Annotated in this window: 24 protein-coding genes; 14 read left to right on the top strand and 10 right to left on the bottom strand. The window is 71.3% G+C overall.

From position 1 onward, the window contains the following. Window positions 1–131: 131 nt before the first annotated feature. The 9 genes from ACQEVJ_RS40265 to ACQEVJ_RS40225 all read left to right on the top strand — a co-directional run bounded on the left by ACQEVJ_RS40265 (window position 132) and on the right by ACQEVJ_RS40225 (window position 8,624). Window positions 132–623 carry an FABP family protein gene (locus ACQEVJ_RS40265; protein ID WP_433109957.1) on the top strand — a complete coding sequence of 164 codons (492 nt, stop codon included), beginning with the start codon at window positions 132–134 and terminating at the stop codon, window positions 621–623. Window positions 624–1,016: 393 nt separating this feature from the next. Then, window positions 1,017–1,430, top strand: a complete 414-nt coding sequence (locus tag ACQEVJ_RS40260; protein WP_433109955.1) for a Fur family transcriptional regulator — start codon at window positions 1,017–1,019, stop codon at window positions 1,428–1,430. A gap of 80 nt (window positions 1,431–1,510) precedes the next feature. Further along, window positions 1,511–2,350, top strand: a complete 840-nt coding sequence (locus tag ACQEVJ_RS40255) for an STAS domain-containing protein (RefSeq protein ID WP_433113224.1) — start codon at window positions 1,511–1,513, stop codon at window positions 2,348–2,350. Beyond that, complete coding sequence (locus ACQEVJ_RS40250) at window positions 2,350–2,715, top strand: STAS domain-containing protein (RefSeq protein ID WP_433109953.1); 366 nt, start codon at window positions 2,350–2,352, stop codon at window positions 2,713–2,715. Before ACQEVJ_RS40255 ends, ACQEVJ_RS40250 begins: the two co-directional genes overlap by 1 nt. Then, entirely contained in the window at window positions 2,712–3,113 is a 402-nt protein-coding gene (locus ACQEVJ_RS40245) for an anti-sigma regulatory factor (protein WP_433109951.1), read from the top strand. The genes ACQEVJ_RS40250 and ACQEVJ_RS40245 overlap by 4 nt, the downstream gene beginning before the upstream one ends. 58 nt (window positions 3,114–3,171) lie before the next feature. Beyond that, window positions 3,172–4,167: an ATP-binding protein gene (locus tag ACQEVJ_RS40240; RefSeq protein ID WP_433109949.1), complete on the top strand. Its 996-nt coding sequence runs from the start codon at window positions 3,172–3,174 to the stop codon at window positions 4,165–4,167. Next, window positions 4,167–5,870 carry an ATP-binding response regulator gene (locus ACQEVJ_RS40235; RefSeq protein ID WP_433109947.1) on the top strand — a complete coding sequence of 568 codons (1,704 nt, stop codon included), beginning with the start codon at window positions 4,167–4,169 and terminating at the stop codon, window positions 5,868–5,870. Before ACQEVJ_RS40240 ends, ACQEVJ_RS40235 begins: the two co-directional genes overlap by 1 nt. Further along, window positions 5,863–7,437: a SpoIIE family protein phosphatase gene (locus tag ACQEVJ_RS40230; RefSeq protein WP_433109945.1), complete on the top strand. Its 1,575-nt coding sequence runs from the start codon at window positions 5,863–5,865 to the stop codon at window positions 7,435–7,437. The genes ACQEVJ_RS40235 and ACQEVJ_RS40230 overlap by 8 nt, the downstream gene beginning before the upstream one ends. A gap of 89 nt (window positions 7,438–7,526) precedes the next feature. After that, window positions 7,527–8,624: a YgfZ/GcvT domain-containing protein gene (locus ACQEVJ_RS40225; protein WP_433109943.1), complete on the top strand. Its 1,098-nt coding sequence runs from the start codon at window positions 7,527–7,529 to the stop codon at window positions 8,622–8,624. Window positions 8,625–8,631: 7 nt separating this feature from the next. On the opposite strand, the gene ACQEVJ_RS40220 is transcribed toward ACQEVJ_RS40225, so the two are convergent. Both ACQEVJ_RS40220 and dtd read right to left on the bottom strand, forming a co-directional pair. Further along, window positions 8,632–9,150, bottom strand: a complete 519-nt coding sequence (locus ACQEVJ_RS40220; RefSeq protein WP_433109941.1) for a VanZ family protein — start codon at window positions 9,148–9,150, stop codon at window positions 8,632–8,634. Window positions 9,151–9,186: 36 nt separating this feature from the next. Continuing rightward, on the bottom strand, window positions 9,187–9,612 hold the full coding sequence (gene dtd / locus ACQEVJ_RS40215; RefSeq protein ID WP_079316195.1) for a D-aminoacyl-tRNA deacylase: 426 nt from the start codon (window positions 9,610–9,612) through the stop codon (window positions 9,187–9,189). A 45-nt stretch (window positions 9,613–9,657) separates the two neighbouring features. Between dtd and ACQEVJ_RS40210 the strand changes: the two genes are divergently transcribed. Further along, window positions 9,658–10,599 (top strand): asparaginase, encoded by a 942-nt coding sequence (locus tag ACQEVJ_RS40210; RefSeq protein ID WP_433109938.1) that lies wholly within the window; start codon window positions 9,658–9,660, stop codon window positions 10,597–10,599. Window positions 10,600–10,648: 49 nt separating this feature from the next. Here ACQEVJ_RS40210 and ACQEVJ_RS40205 read toward each other — a convergent pair whose 3' ends face one another. Then, entirely contained in the window at window positions 10,649–11,530 is an 882-nt protein-coding gene (locus ACQEVJ_RS40205; RefSeq protein ID WP_433109936.1) for an alpha/beta fold hydrolase, read from the bottom strand. A gap of 85 nt (window positions 11,531–11,615) precedes the next feature. On the opposite strand from ACQEVJ_RS40205, the gene ACQEVJ_RS40200 reads away from it, so the two are divergent. Then, window positions 11,616–12,215 carry a CGNR zinc finger domain-containing protein gene (locus tag ACQEVJ_RS40200; protein WP_433109934.1) on the top strand — a complete coding sequence of 200 codons (600 nt, stop codon included), beginning with the start codon at window positions 11,616–11,618 and terminating at the stop codon, window positions 12,213–12,215. 3 nt (window positions 12,216–12,218) lie between these two features. Here ACQEVJ_RS40200 and ACQEVJ_RS40195 read toward each other — a convergent pair whose 3' ends face one another. Then, on the bottom strand, window positions 12,219–13,823 hold the full coding sequence (locus tag ACQEVJ_RS40195) for a DUF2207 domain-containing protein (RefSeq protein ID WP_433109932.1): 1,605 nt from the start codon (window positions 13,821–13,823) through the stop codon (window positions 12,219–12,221). A 111-nt stretch (window positions 13,824–13,934) separates the two neighbouring features. Between ACQEVJ_RS40195 and ACQEVJ_RS40190 the strand changes: the two genes are divergently transcribed. After that, window positions 13,935–14,351 carry a VOC family protein gene (locus ACQEVJ_RS40190; protein ID WP_433109930.1) on the top strand — a complete coding sequence of 139 codons (417 nt, stop codon included), beginning with the start codon at window positions 13,935–13,937 and terminating at the stop codon, window positions 14,349–14,351. Window positions 14,352–14,456: 105 nt separating this feature from the next. Beyond that, entirely contained in the window at window positions 14,457–15,428 is a 972-nt protein-coding gene (locus ACQEVJ_RS40185; protein ID WP_433109928.1) for a magnesium transporter CorA family protein, read from the top strand. A gap of 7 nt (window positions 15,429–15,435) precedes the next feature. Here the strand turns inward: ACQEVJ_RS40185 and ACQEVJ_RS40180 are convergent, their stop codons facing one another. The 5 genes from ACQEVJ_RS40180 to ACQEVJ_RS40160 all read right to left on the bottom strand — a co-directional run bounded on the left by ACQEVJ_RS40180 (window position 15,436) and on the right by ACQEVJ_RS40160 (window position 18,137). Further along, the gene (locus tag ACQEVJ_RS40180; RefSeq protein ID WP_433109926.1) at window positions 15,436–15,780 is read right to left on the bottom strand and encodes a DUF2516 family protein; all 345 of its coding nucleotides are present in this window, start codon (window positions 15,778–15,780) and stop codon (window positions 15,436–15,438) included. A gap of 223 nt (window positions 15,781–16,003) precedes the next feature. Further along, window positions 16,004–16,363: a hypothetical protein gene (locus tag ACQEVJ_RS40175; protein ID WP_433109924.1), complete on the bottom strand. Its 360-nt coding sequence runs from the start codon at window positions 16,361–16,363 to the stop codon at window positions 16,004–16,006. Between the two features lie 3 nt (window positions 16,364–16,366). Continuing rightward, on the bottom strand, window positions 16,367–16,801 hold the full coding sequence (locus ACQEVJ_RS40170) for a helix-turn-helix domain-containing protein (protein ID WP_433109922.1): 435 nt from the start codon (window positions 16,799–16,801) through the stop codon (window positions 16,367–16,369). Between the two features lie 68 nt (window positions 16,802–16,869). Further along, complete coding sequence (locus ACQEVJ_RS40165; protein ID WP_433109920.1) at window positions 16,870–17,784, bottom strand: M56 family metallopeptidase; 915 nt, start codon at window positions 17,782–17,784, stop codon at window positions 16,870–16,872. Beyond that, window positions 17,781–18,137 (bottom strand): BlaI/MecI/CopY family transcriptional regulator, encoded by a 357-nt coding sequence (locus ACQEVJ_RS40160; protein WP_076438399.1) that lies wholly within the window; start codon window positions 18,135–18,137, stop codon window positions 17,781–17,783. The genes ACQEVJ_RS40165 and ACQEVJ_RS40160 overlap by 4 nt, the downstream gene beginning before the upstream one ends. A gap of 51 nt (window positions 18,138–18,188) precedes the next feature. Here ACQEVJ_RS40160 and ACQEVJ_RS40155 point away from each other — a divergent pair, with 51 nt between their 5' ends. Beyond that, the gene (locus tag ACQEVJ_RS40155; protein WP_433109917.1) at window positions 18,189–18,707 is read left to right on the top strand and encodes an O-acetyl-ADP-ribose deacetylase; all 519 of its coding nucleotides are present in this window, start codon (window positions 18,189–18,191) and stop codon (window positions 18,705–18,707) included. 17 nt (window positions 18,708–18,724) lie between these two features. Here ACQEVJ_RS40155 and ACQEVJ_RS40150 read toward each other — a convergent pair whose 3' ends face one another. Continuing rightward, on the bottom strand, window positions 18,725–19,252 hold the full coding sequence (locus ACQEVJ_RS40150) for an N-acetyltransferase family protein (protein WP_433109915.1): 528 nt from the start codon (window positions 19,250–19,252) through the stop codon (window positions 18,725–18,727). Between the last annotated feature and the right edge of the window lie 5 nt (window positions 19,253–19,257).

The raw sequence follows: 19,257 nt of genomic DNA, 5'->3' as shown, positions 1-19,257 counted from the left end.
CGGCGGTCGCGGCACTGAGAGCCTAGTCCGCCGGGGTCGGAGCCGCGCTGCCACGTGCCGTACAAGTTGGGCAATCCGTGCATGCCGCACGTGGTGCGAGGGGCCGCTCGCGCGCCTCTAAGCTCGTCTTCATGGACGTACATCCCGACCTCAAGCCGATCGCCTTCCTCCTGGGCCGCTGGGAGGGGGCCGGGGTGATCGGCTATCCCACCATGGAGAGCGCCAACTTCGGCCAGGAGATCGTCTTCGGGCACAACGGGAAGCCGTTCCTGACCTATCAGAGCCGCACGTGGCTGCTCGACGCCGAGGGCAACAAGGTCCGGCCTCTGTCCACGGAGACGGGGTTCTGGCGGATCCAGTCCGAGCGCCAGGTCGAGGTGTGCCTCGCGCACCCGACCGGCATCGTGGAGATCTATGTGGGGGAGGTCGTCTTCCACAAGATCGAGCTGTATACGGACGTGGTCGCGCGGACCACGACGGCCAAGGAGTACAACGCGGGCCACCGGCTCTACGGCCTGGTCAACGGCAACCTCATGTACGCCTACGACATGGCGGCGTTGGGGCACCCGCTGCAGTCGCACGCCTCGGCGGAGCTCAAGCGGGTCGGCGACTTCGAGGAATAGAGGAAAAGAAAGAACCCCGGGCGCGCTCCGCCTCCTGACGAGGCGGGCCGGCTGGACCATGGCCGGGACGGGAGTCGTCCGCGGCCGCCGGCTGCCCGGGGTTCCGGTGTCTGTCGAGGATTCGCCAGGACGTCGTACGACATCCAGACGGAAGGTCCAGATGGACGCGTCCTAGCGGACAGCCACCTCGCTAGCCCAAGAATGATCAACCATTGTTTGGACCACCTCCCTTCTGCGTGCCTTCACGCTATGCGAGCGATCCACGCGCGGGCAAACGATTAATCCGTCGAAGTTCGCGCCCCTCCCGCGACAGCCGAGGAGATGTCCCCCGGAGGCGACGAGGGAGTGGCCGACGCAGGGCATGTTTCGGCGGGCACGACTTACACTCTGGGCATGGCCGAGACTTGGCACGAGGAGCTGCGGGCCCGCGGCTACCGGATCACTCCCCAGCGCCAGCTCGTGCTGGAAGCGGTGACCGAGCTGGGACATGCCACGCCTGAGGACATCTGCTCCCGGGTGCAGCAGACGGCGAGGGGCGTCAACATCTCGACCGTCTACCGGACGCTTGAGCTCCTGGAGGAGCTCGGGCTGGTCACGCACACCCATCTCGGCCACGGGGCTCCCACCTATCACCTCGCCTCCGAGGCCGACCACGTCCACCTCGTCTGCCGGGGCTGCGGGGAGGTCACCGAGGTCGCCCCCGGGCTGGTGGACGGCCTCGTCTCGGCCCTCGACACCGAACTGGGCTTCGCCACCGACGTCCGCCATCTCACCGTCTTTGGCCATTGCCGCAAATGCCGACTTTGACTATCTTGTCCCCTTTTGAGAGCTATGCCCCGGGGCCGGTAGCGTGACGAGTGGCGCACCACGCCGATCGTCAGGAGATGATGGTGACCGTTCCTGCGGAGGCCGCCAGGCGGCGCATAGTTGAACTCTTTCTGTCCAGCGAGGAGCGGCTGCTCCAGCGGTGGACCCAATTGTCCGGAGCGTCTCCCGGCGAACTCCGTGACCTCTACCAGGCGTTGAGCACGGCGCTCAGCGGCGAGGACGGAGACTTCGCCGACGTACGCGGGCTGCTCGCCGAGCTCTCCCGCGCTCGCGTCCGCCAGGGGCACACGCCCTCCGACACCGCGCGGCTCGTGTTCTCGCTCAAGGAGGCGCTGTACGAGGTCGCCGAGACCGACGGCGGCCCGGACACGCTGCGCGGGTTCGTGTGGTTCTCCCGGCTCATCGACGACCTCGGCCTGTACACCTTTGAGACCTACTCCGCCGCTCGCGAGAGGATCATCTTCGACCAGGCCGAGCAACTGCTTGAGCTGTCGACGCCGGTGGTGAAGCTGTGGGAGGGCATCGTCGCCGTGCCGCTCGTCGGCACGCTCGACTCGGCCCGCACCCAGGTCGTCATGGAGAAGCTGCTCCAGACCCTGGTCGACACGGGCTCGGAGCACGCGGTCATCGACATCACCGGCGTGCCCGCCGTTGACACGCAGGTCGCCCAGCACCTGCTCAAGACCGTCGTCGCGGCCCGCCTGATGGGCGCGGAATGCGTGATCTCCGGAATCCGCCCGCAGATCGCGCACACGATCGTCACGCTGGGCATCGAATTCGGCGACATCGTCACCAAGGCCTCGCTGGCCGACGCGCTGTCGTACGCGCTGAGGCGGAGCGGTGTGGAGATCACGGGCGCCGCGCTGACGAGGGTCGCGGTCAGGGCGGAGCGCGCCTGATGGAACGTGTGCCGATTCTCAAGCTCGGCGACATCCTGATCGTCTCGATCCAGATCGACCTCGACGACCAGAGCGTGCTGGCCCTGCAGGAGGACCTGGCAGACACGGTGGTCTCCTCGGGAGCACGAGGGGTGATCATCGACATCACGGCCGTGGAGATCGTCGATTCCTTCATCGGCCGGATGCTGTCCACGATCGCCGCGATGACCCGCATGCTCGACGCCGAGACCGTGGTGGTCGGCATGCGTCCCGCTGTGGCGATCACACTGGTCGAACTGGGGCTGTCGCTCGGCGGCGTGCGCACGGCCCTCAACCTGGAGAAGGGCGTCGCGATGCTGGGGCATGTCAGGGGCGCCGCGGGGTGAGCGTGCCCCGGGAGTTGCCCATCGCCACCAACGGTGACGTCGTGATAGTGCGTCAGCAGGTCAGAAGCCTCGCGGCCGAGATAGGGCTCTCCCTGGTCGACCAGACGAAGATCGTTACCGCGGCCAGCGAACTGGCCAGAAACGTCCTTGTGCACGCCGGGGGCGGCCGGGTGCTGATCGAGGTGCTGGAAGGCGGGCGGCGGCCCGGGCTGCGGCTCGTCTTCAGCGACGAGGGTCCGGGCATCCCGGACATCGATCAGGCGATGACGGAGGGCTGGAGCACCGCCGGGGGGCTGGGACTCGGGCTGAGCGGATCGCGGCGGCTCGTGGACGAGTTCGACCTCGCGTCCGCTCCCGGCGAGGGCACCCGCGTGACGGTGACCAAGTGGGCCCGGTGATTGAGTGGGCGCGGTGATTGAGTGGGCGCGGTGATTAAGTGGGCGCGGTGACACGACGATGACGCACCGGCACGAGGACGTCTGGGTCCGCACCGCCGATCCGAGTGTGATCGGCGCGGTGCGCAGGACGGCCGTCGCGCTGGCCACGGCCTCCGGGTTCGACCAGAACCGCACCGGCCAGGTCGCGGTGGCGGTGACCGAGGCGGTCTCGAACCTGGTCAAGCACGCGGTGGAGGGCGCCGTGCTCGTACGCCCCCACCTGGAGCAGCCGGGCGTGGTCGAACTCGTGTCCGTCGACAGGGGTCCCGGGATCGCCGACCTCGCCCGCGCCCTGCGGGACGGCTACTCCACCTCGGGCACGCTCGGCATCGGCCTCGGCGCGATCGCCCGCATGGCCACCGGCTGGGACGTCTACTCGGTGCCCGGCAGGGGAACCGTGCTGGTCCTGCACTTCACCCCGCACGGCCTGCCCGGCCCGCCGCTGCGGGTGAGCGGGCTGCGCCGCCCCATCGGCGAGGAGAGCGTGTGCGGCGACGCCTTCGCCTTCGCCGACGACGGCGACGCGATCAGCGTGCTCGTCTGCGACGGGCTCGGTCACGGCGGTCTCGCCGCGCACGCCTCTCGCGAGGCCGTACGGATCTTCATGGAGGATCCGCACGCCCCTCCGGCCACCGCCCTCGAACGCCTGCACCGGGGGCTGGGTCACACGCGAGGCGGGGCGGTCGCCGTGGTGCGGGTCGGCCGTGAGAGCGTCACGTTCGCCGGGCTGGGCAACATCTCGGGCTGGATCGCCCATGGCGAAGGCCGCCAGGGGATGATCTCGCTGCCCGGCATCGCCGGGCACAAGGGCAGGCGTCCCCAGCAGTACGTGTACGCGCTGCCGCCGCACGCCACGGTGGTGCTCCACTCCGACGGTCTCACCGACCGCTGGGACCCCGCCTCTTTCCCCGGGCTGTTCGCCCATTCCCCGGCCGTGGTGGGCGCGACCCTGCTGCGCGACGCGGGCAGCCGCAGGGACGACGCCTGCGTCGTGACCGTGAAACAGGGGCAGTGATGGGCGAGGTGCTCACCCGGGCGGAGATCCGCAGGGACCAGGACGTCTTCGCCGTACGGCAGCTGGGCCGCCAGATCGCCGAACTCGTCGGGCTCGAATCCCAGGACCAGATCCGGGTGGCGACGGCGCTCAGCGAGATCGGCCGTGAGGCGCTGGCGCGGGGCGCCGGGAGCGCCGTCGTCTTCGACCTGCGTGAGGACCGGCTGGTCATCACTGTGGACTACCCCGACGGCGCCGACGTGCGGCAGAGCGAGGGCCTGAAGCTGGCCGGCCGCATGGTCGACGAGATCGCGCTGTCGGCCGAGGACAGACGCGTCACCCTGGTGAAGCGGGCGCCCGAGCACCGCAGACGCCGGCCGCTCGACGACATCCGCGAGGAGCTGGCCCGCCTGTCGCCTCCCACTACGGCCATGGACGTGCTGCGTGAGCAGAACAGGGAGCTGGCCGGCACCCTGGAGGAGGTGCTCCGGCTCAACGCGGAGCTGGCCGAGACCAACCAGGGCGTGCTAGCGCTGTACAACCAGCTGTCGGCCGAGCTGGAGGAGACCAACCGCGGCGTCGTGGCCCTCTACGCCGAGCTGGACGAGAAGTCGTCGCAGCTCCGGCAGGCGGCCGAGGCCAGGCAGCGGTTCTGGGCCAGCGTGAGCCACGAGCTGCGGCTGCCGCTGACCTCGATCATCGGGCTGGTCCGGCTGCTGCTCGGCTCAGGCGCGGAGCCGCTCAGCGAGGAGCAGGAGCACCAGATCACCCTCATCGGCGGGTCCGCGGAGACCCTGCTGGCGCTGGTGGGCGAGCTGCTCAACCTGGCCAAGGCCGAGTCCGGGCGGCTGGACCCGCAGCCGTCGATGGTGGACGTGGTGGCCCTGGCCGAGCAGCTGCGCATGACGCTCCAGCCCGCCGGACCGGCCGACGGGGTCACGCTGTCGGTCGACGTGTCGGACGAGGTCGGCGAGATGGTCGTCGACGAGACCATGCTGACCACCATCCTGCGCAACCTGCTGTCGAACGCGCTGAAGTTCACCGAGTATGGGGAGGTGCGGCTGACGGCCGTCGTGGACCCCGCGATGGCCGAGGTCGTCTTCACCGTCACCGACACCGGCATCGGCATTCCCCCCGAGCATCTGGAGCGCGTTTTCGAGGAGTTCTTCCAGGTGCCCGGGTCGCTGCAGCTCAAGGCGAAGGGCACCGGCCTCGGCCTGCCGTACGCCCGGAGGCTGGCGGAGGCGCTCGGCGGCACGCTGGAACTGGCGAGCAGGCCGGGCGAGGGCACCACGGCCACGCTGCGGGTGCCGCACCGGATTGCCACCCCGGAGGTGGACCGGGTGCTCGTGGCCGACGACGACGCGGGGTTCCGTGCGGTGGCCCGGCGGATGCTCTTCGGGTTCGCGGCCGAGGTGGACGAGGCGGCCGACGGGATCGAGGCCCTGAGCCTGATGCGCGACAGGCCCCCGGATGTGGTCCTGATCGACCTGCTCATGCCGCGCCTGGACGGCACGGCGCTGCTGCACGAAATGGCCGAGGACGAGGGCCTGCACGGCATCCCCGCGGTGGTCGTGTCGGTGGTGTCCGAGCAGGCGGGGGCGTCCCACCCGGTGCTGTCGAAGCACGGGCTGCGCAGGGACCAGCTTCTGGAGGCGATCCGGGAGGCCGTACGCGACAAGGCCGGGAATGTGGAGGGCGACGGGGGTGGGGCCGATGATTGACGCCGCGGCGACGGTGCTGGTCGTCGACGACATCCCCACCAAGCGCTACATCCTGGCGAGCTGGTTGCGCCGTGGCGGGCACCGGGTCGTCGAGGCCGGCGGCGGCGAGGAGGCGCTGGCCATCGTCGGCGCGCTCAAGCCCGACCTCGTCATCCTCGACGTACGGATGCCCGACGTGGACGGCATCGAGGTGTGCGAGAGGATCAAGGCGAACCCGGAGACCGCCGCGATCCCGGTGATCCAGGTGTCCGGAAACGCCGTCACCCCGGCCGACCGGGCCGAGGGGCTGGAACGCGGAGCCGACGCGTACCTGTCGGAGCCGATCCAGCCCGACGAGTTCGCCGCGACGGTACGGGCGACCCTGCGGTACTACCGGGCGCGGCAGCGTGCCGAGCGGATGGCGGCCAGGCTGAGCGAGCTAGCCGAGATCACGCTGGAGATGAACCAGGCGGAGGACTTCGAACGGCTCCTGTCGGCGGCCGCCGAGGGCTGCTCCCGCCTGCTGGAGCGCTACTCGCGGGTGCTGGCCATCCCGCCGGACGGGAGGCTGCGCAGGTTCGCCGCCCGGCCGGGGGAGCGCGCGGCGGCCAGGCCGGTCCATCCCGACACGCTGGAGCGGCTGAGCACCATCTCGATCGGCGAGTTCCCGGGAGTACAGACGTTCGAGATCGACAACGCGACCTGGGCTCGCGTCGTCCCCGACAGCGACGTGGTCGCGCGCGTGTCGGGCGTGCTGTGCCGTACGAAGACGGGCCGGCCGCCGGTGTTCCTCGGGGTGGAGACGGGATCGCCGCTCGACGGTGCGGAGCTGAGCCTGCTGCGGCAGCTCGGCCAGGCGCTGGCGCTGGCGGTCGACGCGGCCCGCGCGTACGCGGAGGAGCACACGATCGCGCTCACGCTGCAGCGCAGCCTGCTGCCCGCCGAGATCCCCCGGATCCCCGGCCTGCGGATCAGCGTGCGCTACCAGCCGGCGGTGGACAACGTGGAGGTGGGCGGCGACTTCTACGAGGTCCTGCACCTCGGCGACCGGGTCCTGGTCGCGCTCGGCGACGTGCAGGGCCACTCGCTGCACGCCGCCACCGTGATGGCGGAGCTGCGCAACGCGCTGCGGGCGTCGGTGATCGACGCCGTCGATCCCGCCCGGTCGATGAGCCTGCTCAACGCCGTCCTGCGGCGCTATCACCCCAGCATGACGGCGACCGTCTGCCTGATGCTGATCGATCCCGCGACGGGAGAGAGTGAGATCGTCAACGCCGGGCATATCCCGCCGCTGCTGGCCGGGAAGGGAGCGGTTTACCACAGGTTCGGCAACCTGCTGCTCGGCGTGGCCCACGAGGATTATCGGGTGGACCGGGTCCGGCTGCCAGAGGACGCCACGGTCCTGCTGTTCACCGACGGGCTGGTGGAGGACCGCGACAAACTGCTGGACGAGAGCCTGGAGGTCGCCCGCCAGCAGGCCGAGGACGTCGGCGACGACCTGGAGGGCTTCTGCGACCGGCTGATCGCCACCTTCGGCGCCCGCGAGGACGACGTGGCGCTGGTCGCCGTCCGTCGCGTGCCGTTCTGAGGCGTCGTCCACAGGCCGAGCGTCGTCCACAGGCGAGCAGAGCCTGCCGCCGCCACGTCGGCCCTACGGGACCGAATAGCCTTGAGCGCATGCGGAGCCCTTTGCTTGACACATCCGGCGCGGTGGCCGCGCATGCGCCGGACGAGACGGTCGCGGCCCACTACGGCGATCCCTACGCCGAGCAGCGCGCGCTCGCCGGCGGGCGGGCGCTCGTCGACCGGAGCAACCGCGAGGTCGTGCGGATCACCGGGCCCGACCGGCTGAGCTGGCTCAACAGCCTCAGCTCGCAGAAGCTCGACACGCTCCAGCCGGGCACGCCCACCCAGACGTTGCTGCTCGATCTCCAGGGCCGCGTCGAGCACCACCTCACGCTCGTGGACGACGGCGAGGCCGTGTGGGCCCACGTGGAGCCGGGCACCTCGGCCGAGCTGGTCGCCTTCCTGGAGAAGATGCGGTTCATGCTGCGCGTCGAGGTCGCCGACGTCACCTCCGACTACGCGGTGGTCTCGCTCGCCCCGCCCCCTCCGGCCGCGAGCGCCGGCGCGACCGACGCGACCGTGGAAGGGGCCGCCGCGACGGGCGCGACCGTGGAGGGGGCCGTCGTAGTGGGTGGCGACCTGCTCGTGCCGCGTGAGCGGCTGGGCGGCCTCCCGGACGAGCTGGGCCTGCGTCCCGCCGGTCTGTGGGCCTACGAGGCGCTGCGCATCGCCGCGCACGTGCCCAGGCTCGGGTTCGAGACCGACCACAAGACGATTCCCCACGAGATCGGCTGGATCGGCGTGGCCGTGCACCTGAGCAAGGGGTGCTACCGGGGGCAGGAGACGGTCGCCCGCGTCCACAACCTCGGCCACCCGCCCCGCCGCCTGGTCTTCCTGCACCTCGACGGCAGCGTGGACGAGCTGCCCCCGCACGGCGCCCCGGTGACCCTTGGCGTCGGCACGCCGGTCGAGGCCGAGCCGGAGGCCGCCGTGGAGGGCTCCGCCGAGCCCGGGCAGATCGGCTTCGTGGGCTCGGCGGCCCGCCATTACGAGCTGGGCCCGATCGCCCTCGCGGTCGTGAAGCGTACGGTGCCGGTGGACATCGACCTGCTTGCCGGCGGCGTCGCGGCGAGCCAGGAGGTCGTGGTGCCGCCGGACGCCGGGCGCAACGTGACGATCGACCCCGCCCTCCGCCGCCGCATCCGCTAGGGAGCGTCTAACGGCGGGCCCACCACCTCCGGGTGCAGAGCGCCGCGAGCACGGCGCCCGCCGCGTTCAGGATCACGTCGTCCACGGAGCTCACCCGTCCGAGCCGCAGGCCGTATTGGAGGAGTTCGACGCAGAGCGAGGCGGTGGCCGCGACGGCGGCCACCGCGGGAAGCGAGACGAAGCGCGCGGAGCGGACCGGGAGCATCGCGCCGAGCGCGGCGAAGACCAGGAGGTTGCCGCCGATCTGCACGACCGCCGCTCCCGGGGACAACTGCGCGATCTGGCCCGCCAGGTCCACCAGGGGGACGACGTGCACGCCCTCCTCCGTCCCCGGCGTGAGGATCATCCAGATCCAGGGTGCGGTCCCGGCCACCATGACCACGTCCGCGACGGCCGTACGGAGGGGAGCGGGATGTCCCCGGCGGGCGCGGCGGCGGGTGAGGAGCAGGACGGCGAGAGCGGCCACGGGAACGGCGCAGACGGTCGCGATGACGACGTGTCCCCACGTGCTCCAGGCCTCCCGCATCCGATCATGATGGCAGGCGGGGGGAGACCGTGACGGTCAGACGTCCAGGACGAGGGTGATCGGGCCGTCGTTGGTGAGGGTGACCTTCATGTCGGCGCCGAAGACACCCGTCTCCACCCGCGCGCCGAGCGCCCGGAGCTCGGCCACCACGGCCTCCACGAGAGGCTCGGCCACCGGGCCGGGCGCCGCGGCCTGCCAGGTGGGCCTGCGGCCCCTGCGCGCGTCGCCGTACAACGTGAACTGACTGATCACCAGCAGCGGCGCGCCGATGTCGGAGCAGGACTTCTCGCCGTGCAGGATGCGCAGTCCCCACAGCTTGGCGGCGAGCCTGGCGGCCTCGGCCCGCCCGTCGGTGTGGGTGACGCCCACGAGCACGAGCAGGCCGGGCTCGTCGATCGCGCCGACGACCTGACCCTCCACCACAACGGACGCGGAGCTGACCCGCTGTACGACCGCACGCATGGCCCCGAATTCTGCCACGTCCGTGAGCTTCATAGACTGCCCGTTATGTCGGAGATGGTCGTCGAGGTAGTCCGGTCGGGGTTCGTCGAGTCGGTGCACCGCGCACGCGTGCACGTGATCGGGGCGGAGGGCGCCCCGGTCCTGGTGCGCGGGGACACGTCGAGCCTGACCTCGCCGCGTTCGGCCATGAAGCCCCTGCAGGCGCTCGCGATGGTGCGGGCGGGCCTGCCGCTCGAGAACGAACTGCTCGCGCTCGCCGCCGCGAGCCACAGTGGCGAGCCCTTCCACATCGACGGCGTACGGAAGATCCTCGCGGGTGCGGGGCTGGACGAGACCTTCCTGCGGTGCCCGGAGGACCTGCCCCTCGACCGTGAGGCGCGCCACCAGGTTCTGCGGGAGCAGGGCGACGTCCGCCGGATCTTCATGAACTGCTCGGGAAAGCACGCGGCGATGCTCGCCACCTGCGTGGTCAACGGCTGGCCGACCGAGGACTACCGCCATCCCGGCCACCCGCTGCAGCGGGCCATCCGGGCCACCGTGGAGGAGCTGACCGGGGAGCGGGTGGCGGCGACCGGCGTGGACGGCTGCGGCGCGCCGCTGTTCTTCGTCTCCCTGGCAGGGGTCGCGCGCGCCTTCCGCGCTCTCACGCTCGCCCAGGAGGGCACGCCGGAGCGGCGTGTCGCCGACGCGATGCGCGCGCATCCCGAGTGGACGAGCGGCACGACCCGGGCCGAGGCCCTGCTGATGCGGGCCGTTCCCGGGCTGCTGGTGAAGGCGGGCGCGGAGGCGTTCGACGCCTTCGCCGACGCCGAGGGCCGGGCCGGCGCCGTGAAGATCGTGGACGGCGGCGACCGGGCCCGCGTGCCGGTCACCGTGGCCGCCCTGCGCGCCGCCGGGATCGACGCCCCGGAGCTGGCCGGGCTGGCCACCGCCCCGCTGTTTGGCGGCGGGGTCCCGGTCGGCGAGGTCCGCGTCCGTCCCGCCTGACCGTCCCGCCTGACCGTGCCGGCTAACTGGGCCGGCTAAGGGCCGCCGGTCACTTCCAGACGCGGTCGAGGAACGCGGCGATCAGGGGGGCGATCTCGGGGAGTCGGTCCTCCAGCGCGAAGTGGCCGGTGTCGAGGACGTGCAGTTCGGCGTCGGGCAGGTCGCGCAGGTAGGCGTGGGCCCCGGGCTCGGGGAAGAACATGTCGTCGCGACCCCAGGTGATCAGCGTCGGCGGCCGGTGCTCGCGCAGCCAGGCCTGCCAGAGCGGGTAGCGCTCCACGTTGGTGTGGTAGTCGAAGGCCAGCGCCACCTGGGCCTCCTTGCGCCCCGGCAGGTCGAGGAAGTGCTGGTCGAGGGTCCAGCCGTCCGGGGCCACCAGCCGGGGATCGGTCGTGCCGCCTTCGTACTGGCCGCGGGTCATCTCCAGCGTCAGCAGCGCCCGCACGTTGTCCTCGTCGCCCTCGACGTCCGGGCGCAGCGCGATGAAGGCGCGGGCGCCGTCCGACAGGCCCTCCTCGTACGCGTTGCCGTTCTGCACGACGAGACCGGCGATCCACTCGGGGTGCCGGGTCGCCAGCCGGAATCCCACCGGAGCGCCGAAGTCGAAGACGTACATGACGAACCGGGCCAGTCCGAGCCGTTCGACGAAGCCCTCCATCACGTCGGCGAGGTTGTCGAAGCCGTAGGTGAAGCCCGCGGGCGCCTCGGTGTGCCCGAAGCCGGGGTAGTCGGGCGCGATCAGCCGGTAGCGAGATCCGAGCACGTCGATGAGCCGGCGGAACTGGTGTGACGCGGATGGGAATCCGTGCAGCAGCAGCATCACGGGGGCGTCGTCGCCGCCCTCCTCCGGCACCGACTCCCGGTAGAAGACCCGAACGTCCCCGACGTCGACGTGCCGGTGGAGCGTGCGCGGAACGGTGAGCGGCGTCATGTCTAATGCCTCCTCGTGCTGATGACGCATTAGTTCTACCGCCTAGCGATCTAATGCGTCAATCCATGGAGATAGCATTAGCATCATGATTGATCTGGTCCCGCTGACCGGGGAGCCGCTCGCCCTCGACCTGGTCAACACCCGGCCGCGCACACCGGACGGCCCGGTCGACCTGATCGCCGCCGTCGAAGGGCTGCGCGCCTGGCTGGGCCTGCAGGCCGGCCGGCTCGCCGGGGCGCTACCGGAGGGCGGGGAGGCGCAGTTGACGGACGACGACCTCGCCGCGGCGGTGAACGCGGTGCACGAGGTGCGTGAGCACGCGGCGGCCGCGATCGATCAGGCGCGCCTGGGCCTGCGGCCGCCCGAGGACGCGCTGCGCGGCCTCAACAGCGCGCAGCGCGCGGCGCCCGCCATCCGCGAGCTGGCCTGGGACGGCGCGGCCGTGACCGCCGTGCCGCGCAGGGACGGCCCGCCGGGCGCCCGGCCGGCGGCGGCGCTCGCCGAGGCGGTCGCCGAGCTGCTGACCGACCCGGCGGTCACGACCGTGCGGGAGTGCGCGGCCGACGACTGCGTGATGCTGTTCCTGCCCGCCAATCCGCGGCGGCGCTGGTGCTCGGCGGCGCGATGCGGCAACCGGGCCCGCGTCGCCCGGCACTACCGGCGTCACCGCCCCCTCGACCCATGAGGCTCACAGGGAGCGGAACTGGCGGGAGGTCGAGATGGCCCCGGAGGTGGTCATGACGAACGTCCGCATCGAGTCGGCGAACCTGGACAGGTCCCACTCGGCCGGGCCCTGATACCAGTACAGGTAGTCGGTCTGCCGCCCGTTGCCGTTGAACGCGCTGACCACCCGCGCCCACCGGTCCACGCTGTCGAAGATCACCGCGTACGGCAGGTAGCGGGAGAACAGCTCCACACGCTGGCCGACGGGGACGTCGTCGACGCTCGCCCCGGCGAGGTACTGGCGGAACCCGAGCGTTTGCGCCAGGGCCGCGGCGCCCTTGGCCGTCTTGGCCGGCATGTACTGGGCGCCGAAGGCCAGCGCGGCCCCCGCGATGATCAGGGCGAGTCCCAGCAGGCCGTACGTCGTGAACCAGGCGAGCAGGACGGTGGCGACCACCCCGAGCGCGACGACGGCCAGGCCGAGGGTCGTCCAGCGGGATCGGGTGGAGTCGGGCCGCCGGGCGAACCAGCCCTGCGCCATGACGTCCTGATACAACGCGTCGCGCACCGTGGCCAGGCGTGCGGCGAACGACCCCTGCAGCTCCGACAGCAGCACCCTGTCGCGGCCGTCGAAGATCGCGTCGTAGAGGGCGCGCTCGTACGGCAGCAGGTGGCCGATCGGGGCGCCGGGCAGCTTGACCAGGCACCAGTCGGGGGTGTCGTAGGTCTGGCGCGGCTGCTCGTCGATCCGCAGGTAGTTGCGCACGGCGAGGTCCACGATGGTCGCGGTCACGTCGACCACGTCGGCCTGCTCGTCGAACAGCGTGCCGATCTGCCCGGGGCGCACGTCGTTCGGCGGGCTGAAGCGCCCGTCGCGGTGGCCGCTGATCGGGGCGGACTCGCTGCCGACCACGCGGGCGTCACGGCCCCGCGTCCAGTACAGAAGCCCCACGCCGCCCAGCAGCAGCACCAGCAGCGCCGCCAGCGAGCCGCCGGTCACCGCGTTCAGCGTGAACGCGGTGGACAGCTCGAACCTGCGCTCCAGGATCGGCCGGGCCCCCGTCGCGCCCTTCGGGTAGCCGACGACGACCGTGAGCGTCTGGCCCTCCCCGAGGCCCTGCTGTTCGAACGTGGAGGTGGTGCCGGTCTCCTCGACCGAGGCGCTGGTGCAGGCGATGGCCGCGCTCAGCTCACCCGCGAAGCAGGACAGGTTCTGCACCCGGCCTGGGCCGGTCACGGTGACGACCGCGTCCTGCACGGGGCCGGACACCGCGAACCACCGCAGTTCCTCGCCCGACGCCGTGGGCGTCACGGTGCCGGTCACGTCGTACTCCACCGTGCCCTTGAACGTCAGGGTCGTCCCGTCGTACGAGCCGCCCTTGACGTTGGAGATGCGGTAGACGCGGTCGTGGCCGTCGTCGAAGCGGGTCCGGGTGAGCGGCGTGCGCCGCACCGTCCCGCCGGCGGGGGCGACCGTCTCCTTCACGTGGAGCACGCCGTTCTCGCGGAGCTCCATCGTCACCTCGTCCTTCGCCAGGGGCCCGGAAGCCGCGGCGACGGCGTGCGCGGGGGAGGCGGCGAGGACGGCGAGCAGTGCCGCCAGTCCGAGCCGGCGCGCGAGATCCACCATGAGCCGCAACCCTACCGGTCCCGTTACTCCAAGGGGGGATCGGATGCGGGCCGCCGGACCGGTCAGGAATCGAGAAGCGTGGGGAACACCGCCGGCCGTAGCGTCATCGGCATGGAACTCACGCTTCACTACTGCTACATCACGGTCGACGACGGCGACGAGGCGCTCGCCTTCTACCGGGACGTCATCGGCCTCGAACTGCGCAACGACGTCGGGTACGAGGGCGCCCGCTGGCTGACCATGGGCCCGTCGTCGCAGCCGGACGTCAACATCGTCCTCGAGACCGTCAACGCCGACCCGACCGCCTCCCCGGAGGACCGGGCGGCGCTGAGCGACCTGCTCGCGAAGGGCATGCTGCGTGCCGTCGTCTTCGCCACCCCGGACTGTGACGCCACCTTCGAGAAGATCCGCGAGTCCGGCGCCGAGGTCCTGCAGGAGCCGATCGACCAGCCGTACGGCGTCCGCGACTGCGCCTTCCGCGACCCGGCGGGCAACATGATCCGCTTCCAGCAGCTCACCAAGGGCTGACGCGGCGGCACCGCCGGGGCCGTGCGGACGGGGGCGTCCTCCTGCGTTGATCCCGGGAGGGCGCCCCCTTCGGTGGGGCTCGCCGGATCGGTAGGGTAACCGTCCATGGGACACACCCGGTTGTACCGGAACGGAACCCTGGAGGCCGAGGGCTTTCCGGTCGCCGACGTCTCCGAGCACGTCAAGGACCCGTCGGCGGTGGTGTGGTTCGACATGTGCGCCCCCACCGAGGAGGACCTCCACGCCATCAGCGAGGAGCTGGGACTGCACGCCCTGGCGGTGGAGGACGCGCTGCAGCACCGGCAGCGGCCCAAGCTCGACGTCTACGACAGCCACATGTTCCTCAGCGTCTACGCATCGGCCTTCGACAGCGACTCCGCCCAGGTGCGGATCGCCCCCGCCACCGCCTTCATCACGAAGAACGCGCTGGTCACCGTGCGCCAGTCGGACGACTTCTCCATCGAGGAGGTGATCCGGCGCTGGGACGAGGGGGCGAGCCTGGCCCGGTACGGCGTCGCGTTCCTGCTGCACGGCCTGCTCGACTACGTGGTGGACAGCCATTTCGGGACCGTCGAGGCCATGGACGAGCAGGTCGAGGACCTGGAGGGGACGGTGTTCGGCGACCGGCCGGTCGGCCCGGAGGACCAGCGGCGCACGTTCGAGTTGCGCAAGAGCCTGGTCACGCTGCGCCGGATCGTGATGCCCATGCGGGAGGCGGTGAACACGCTCGTGCGCCGCAACGGCCTCACCGGCGACGGCGAGATGACGCCGTACTTCCAGGACGTGTACGACCAGGTGCTGCGGGCCACGGAGTGGACGGAGTCGCTGCGCGACCTGGTCAGCAACATCCGCGAGACGCACCTGACCATGCAGGGCAACCGGATGAACCTCATCATGAAGCGGGTGACGAGCTGGGCCGCGATCATCGCGGTGCCCACGCTGATCACCGGCTTCTACGGCCAGAACATCCCGTTCCCCGGCTTCGACCACTCGTGGGGCTTCTGGATGTCCACCGTGCTGATCGTCGTCGCCTCGGCCGCGCTCTATCGGGTGTTCCGGGCCCGCGACTGGCTCTGACCGCAGGTCACCACGGCCCGTACGGCCCCTGGTTGCCGCCGCCGCCCCGGTGGTCGTTGACCGCGGGCTTCACGTCGGCGAGGTAGATGCCCGCCGCGATGACGGCGGCGATCGTGAAGATGTTGGGCAGCCCCATGCCCACGCCCAGGTAGTTGATCGCGGCGGCGAACGTGAACAGCGTCGCGAGGCCGAGAATGAGCAGCCAGAGCCGCTTGGTCTGCTTGCCGGCCGCGGGGAAGGCGTTCGCGGGGATGCGCACGGCGTGCAGCAGCGCCCAGCCGGACAACAGGAAGGCCCCGATGGAAAGCAGCCGGAAGACGATATCGAGGACGCCATACACGGGCCCGAACATGGACTCTCCCACACGGTCACAGACGCTGACGCCCCCAGACTAATGGGCGGCGCCGACACATGGCGCGGGCGCGGAACGCCCGTCTCCGCGAACTCCCCAAGGCGCCGCGCCCTGCCCGGGGTCGCGCCGTCGATCCGCGAGGCCGGGCGGCCCGTGAACGGCGGCGGCCCGCCTCCCCGGAGGGAAGGCGGGCCGCCGCCGTGTCGTTCGGGCGGGCCGGAGATCAGCCCCGGGCCGTGGTGGAGCGGGCGCGACCGGTCCGCTTGGCGGTGGTCTCGGCGGCGATCGCCGGCTCGGCGGTCTCCGAGACCTCCGTCAGCTCCAGCGCGGCCTCGCCGCTCACGCGGCTGACGACCTTGCGGCCACGGGTGGCCAGGTCGTCGTACAGCCGGTTGAACCGGGCGGTGGCGGCGTCGGCGTATCCCTTCGCCTTCTCCGGCAGCTCGCGCGCGACGATCTCCGCCTTGCCCTGCATCGTGGAGGCGTAGGCGCGGGCCTTCTCCACGGCGTAGTCGCCGGCCCCCGTGAGCGCGTAGAACGGCTTGGACTCCGTGATCTTCTTCGCCTGGGTCGTGATGGTCATGGGCTATCCTTCCTTCGAATCCGGTGTAATGCCGTCGCGTGGGAGAACCGGGCCGTCCCCGAGATGCTCAGCCGATTGCGGCGGCTGGGCGGTGTCGACCCGGTTCTCCTTGCGGAACGACTCGTAGATGTCGATCAGCACCTGGCGTTGCCGCCCGCTGAGCGTGACGTCGGCCCGGATCGCGGCCAGCACGTCGCTGTGCGGTTCGCGGTCCTCAATGAGGCCGGCCTGGACGTAGAGCGCCTGGGCGGAGATCTGCAGACCCTTCGCGATCTGGTTCAGGATCTCCGCGCTCGGCTTGCGCAGGCCCCGTTCCACCTGGCTCAGGTAAGGGTTGGACACACCGGCCTGCGCGGCGAGCTGACGAAGCGAGATCTTCGCCTGCTGCCGCTGCTGGCGGATGTACTCACCGAGCGAGGCGACCTTGGGCAGTTCCATACCCCCAGTCTGCCTCGCACTGCTTGCAATTGCAAACTCGGTGGATAATTCCAGCTAGCACCAAAGGTTCAGCCAGGAAGCAGCCAAAGCAGTGGGGCGCTGGTGGCGAGCACCACCGATCCGGCCAGGATCAGGAAGCGGTGGGCGACCGGAAGCGCGACCTCGGGCCGTACGAGCCGGTCGACCCGGGCCATCACGCTGGACGGCGCGGACACCCCGAGCGCGCCCTGCGGCGTGGGCAGCGCGGCCGAGGTGCCGAAGCGCAGCAGGGCGGTGGCCAGCCTGCGCGGGCAGCACTGCTGCCGGGCGCGGTCGTCGGCGGCCATCTCGACCAGCAGCTCGACCGACGCCTGCGCGTCGCGGACCAGCTTCGACCACGGCAGCGCGCGGCGCAGCGCGGCGAACGGCAGCAGCACCAGGTCGTGGCGCTCGCGCACGTGGGCGGCCTCGTGCGCCAGCACGGCCTCCAGCTCCGCGGACGACAGCAGGTGCAGCGTCCCGTCGCTGATGACGACCTGTGACTTGAGCCCGGGCAGGCAGTAGGCGGCGGCCCCGGGGAAGTCGACCACCCGTACGCCGGGCACGGCCGGCTCGTCCCTGGCGACCAGCGCGAGTAGGAGCCGGTGCCGGCGGCGGGCACGCAGCGTCTGCGCCCCGGCCGCGAGGGGCAGGGCCACCAGCACCGCGAGCAGCGACAGGCCGGCGACCAGCGCGGCGAGCCGGAGGTAGTCGTACGGCTGGCGCACGCCGAACTCCACGCTCAGCAGGAATTCCCCGAGCCCGTGGACGACGCCCTTGCGGTAGGGGTCGAGCGCGAAGGCGAGCAGAGCGCCCGTCGAGGCGAGCCCCCAGGTCAGCCCGAGCGACTGCCACAGCAGGATCGCCGTGCGCGGGGCGCGCCAGGTCCAGCGCGCGAACGTCAGCCGCCACGTGGCCACCGCGCAGATCGTCGCGAGTGCCGCTAAGACCGCCGCCGCGATCACTCTTCCTCCAGCTCCGTGAGGGCTTTCAGCAGGATCTCGGCCTCCGATCCGGAGACCGCGCGGGCGAAGCGGGTCAGCGCCGCGTCGCGGTCGCCGGTCATGTCCAAGGCTTCGAGCATGAGCTCGGCGACGTACGCGTCACGGCTCGCGGCGGGCTGGTAGCGCCAGGCGCGGCCGTCGCGGGTGCGGGTGAGGAAGCCCTTGCGGGCGAGCCGGTCGAGCACGGTCATCACGGTCGTCGGTGCGAGGTCGCGGTCCTCGATGAGGCGTCCCACCTCGCGGGCGGTCAGCGGGGTGTTCTCCGCCCAGAGGATGTCCATGATGCTGCGTTCAAGCTCTCCCAGTCCCTTCACGTTTTCAAGCCTACCTGGGGTAGTACTACGTTCCGTAGAGAGGTGGGACGCATGAAAATCGTTCTGGTCGAAGGAGACATCACCGAGCAGCGGGTGGACGCGATCGTCAACGCGGCCAACTCGTCCCTGATGGGCGGCGGCGGGGTGGACGGCGCCATCCACCGGCGCGGCGGCCCGGAGATCCTGGAGGAGTGCCGCGCGCTGCGCGCCTCCCGCTACGGGAAGGGGCTGCCGACAGGGCAGGCCGTCGCGACCACCGCCGGGCGCCTGCCCGCGCGATGGGTGATCCACACGGTCGGGCCCGTGTACTCGCGGAGCGAGGACCGATCCCATCTGCTCGCCTCCTGCTATCGGGAGTCGCTCGTCGTCGCCGACGCGCTGGGCGCCGGTACGGTGGCGTTCCCCGCGATCTCCACGGGGATCTACCGGTGGCCGGTCGAGGACGCCGCCCGCATCGCGATCACCGCGGTACGGCAGGCCGCCCCGGTCGTGGTGGAAGAGGTGCGCTTCGTGCTGTTCAGTACCGCAGCCTATGCGGTGTTCGAGTCGGCCCTAGGGGACATCGGATAAGCATTGGGCCAAAACTTTCAGAGCCACTTGCTCATGTAGATCTCGTCGCGGTCGTCACCGGGGGCCACCCGGATCGAGCGGGGCACCCGGCCGGTCTCCCGGTAGCCCACGCTCGCGTAGAAGCGGTCGACCCCGGTGCCGCCGCGGCAGGTGAGCTGCAACGCCTCCAGGCCGAGCGACCTGGCGGCGTCGTCGGCGGCGAGCAGGAGCGCCCTGCCGTACCCCTTGCCCTGGTGCTTGGGATGGACCATGACCCGAAGCAGCCATCGCCAGTGCGCCCGCAGGCGCGAGTCGCTGTCGCCCAGGATGAGCCAGGCGCCCACGGCGCCGTCGTCGCCGAACCCGACGAGGAGGCTGTCGGGGGCCTCGGGGCCGGCGGTCGAGCGCGTGCGGGCGAACGCCTCCTCCGCCGTCGGCCTGACGTCGTCCGGCGTCACGGGAGGCACGAAGCCCACCGCGCCGCCCGCGTTGGTCACCTCCGCCCAGCAGCTCAGGAGCTCCTCGAAGAGCTCGGGGGTCATCTCCGGGTCGAGGACGAAACGCATGGGCG

Source organism: Microbispora sp. CA-102843 (assembly GCF_050936215.1).
Lineage (GTDB): Bacteria > Actinomycetota > Actinomycetes > Streptosporangiales > Streptosporangiaceae > Microbispora.
This window is presented reverse-complemented; position numbering and strand designations above follow the sequence as displayed.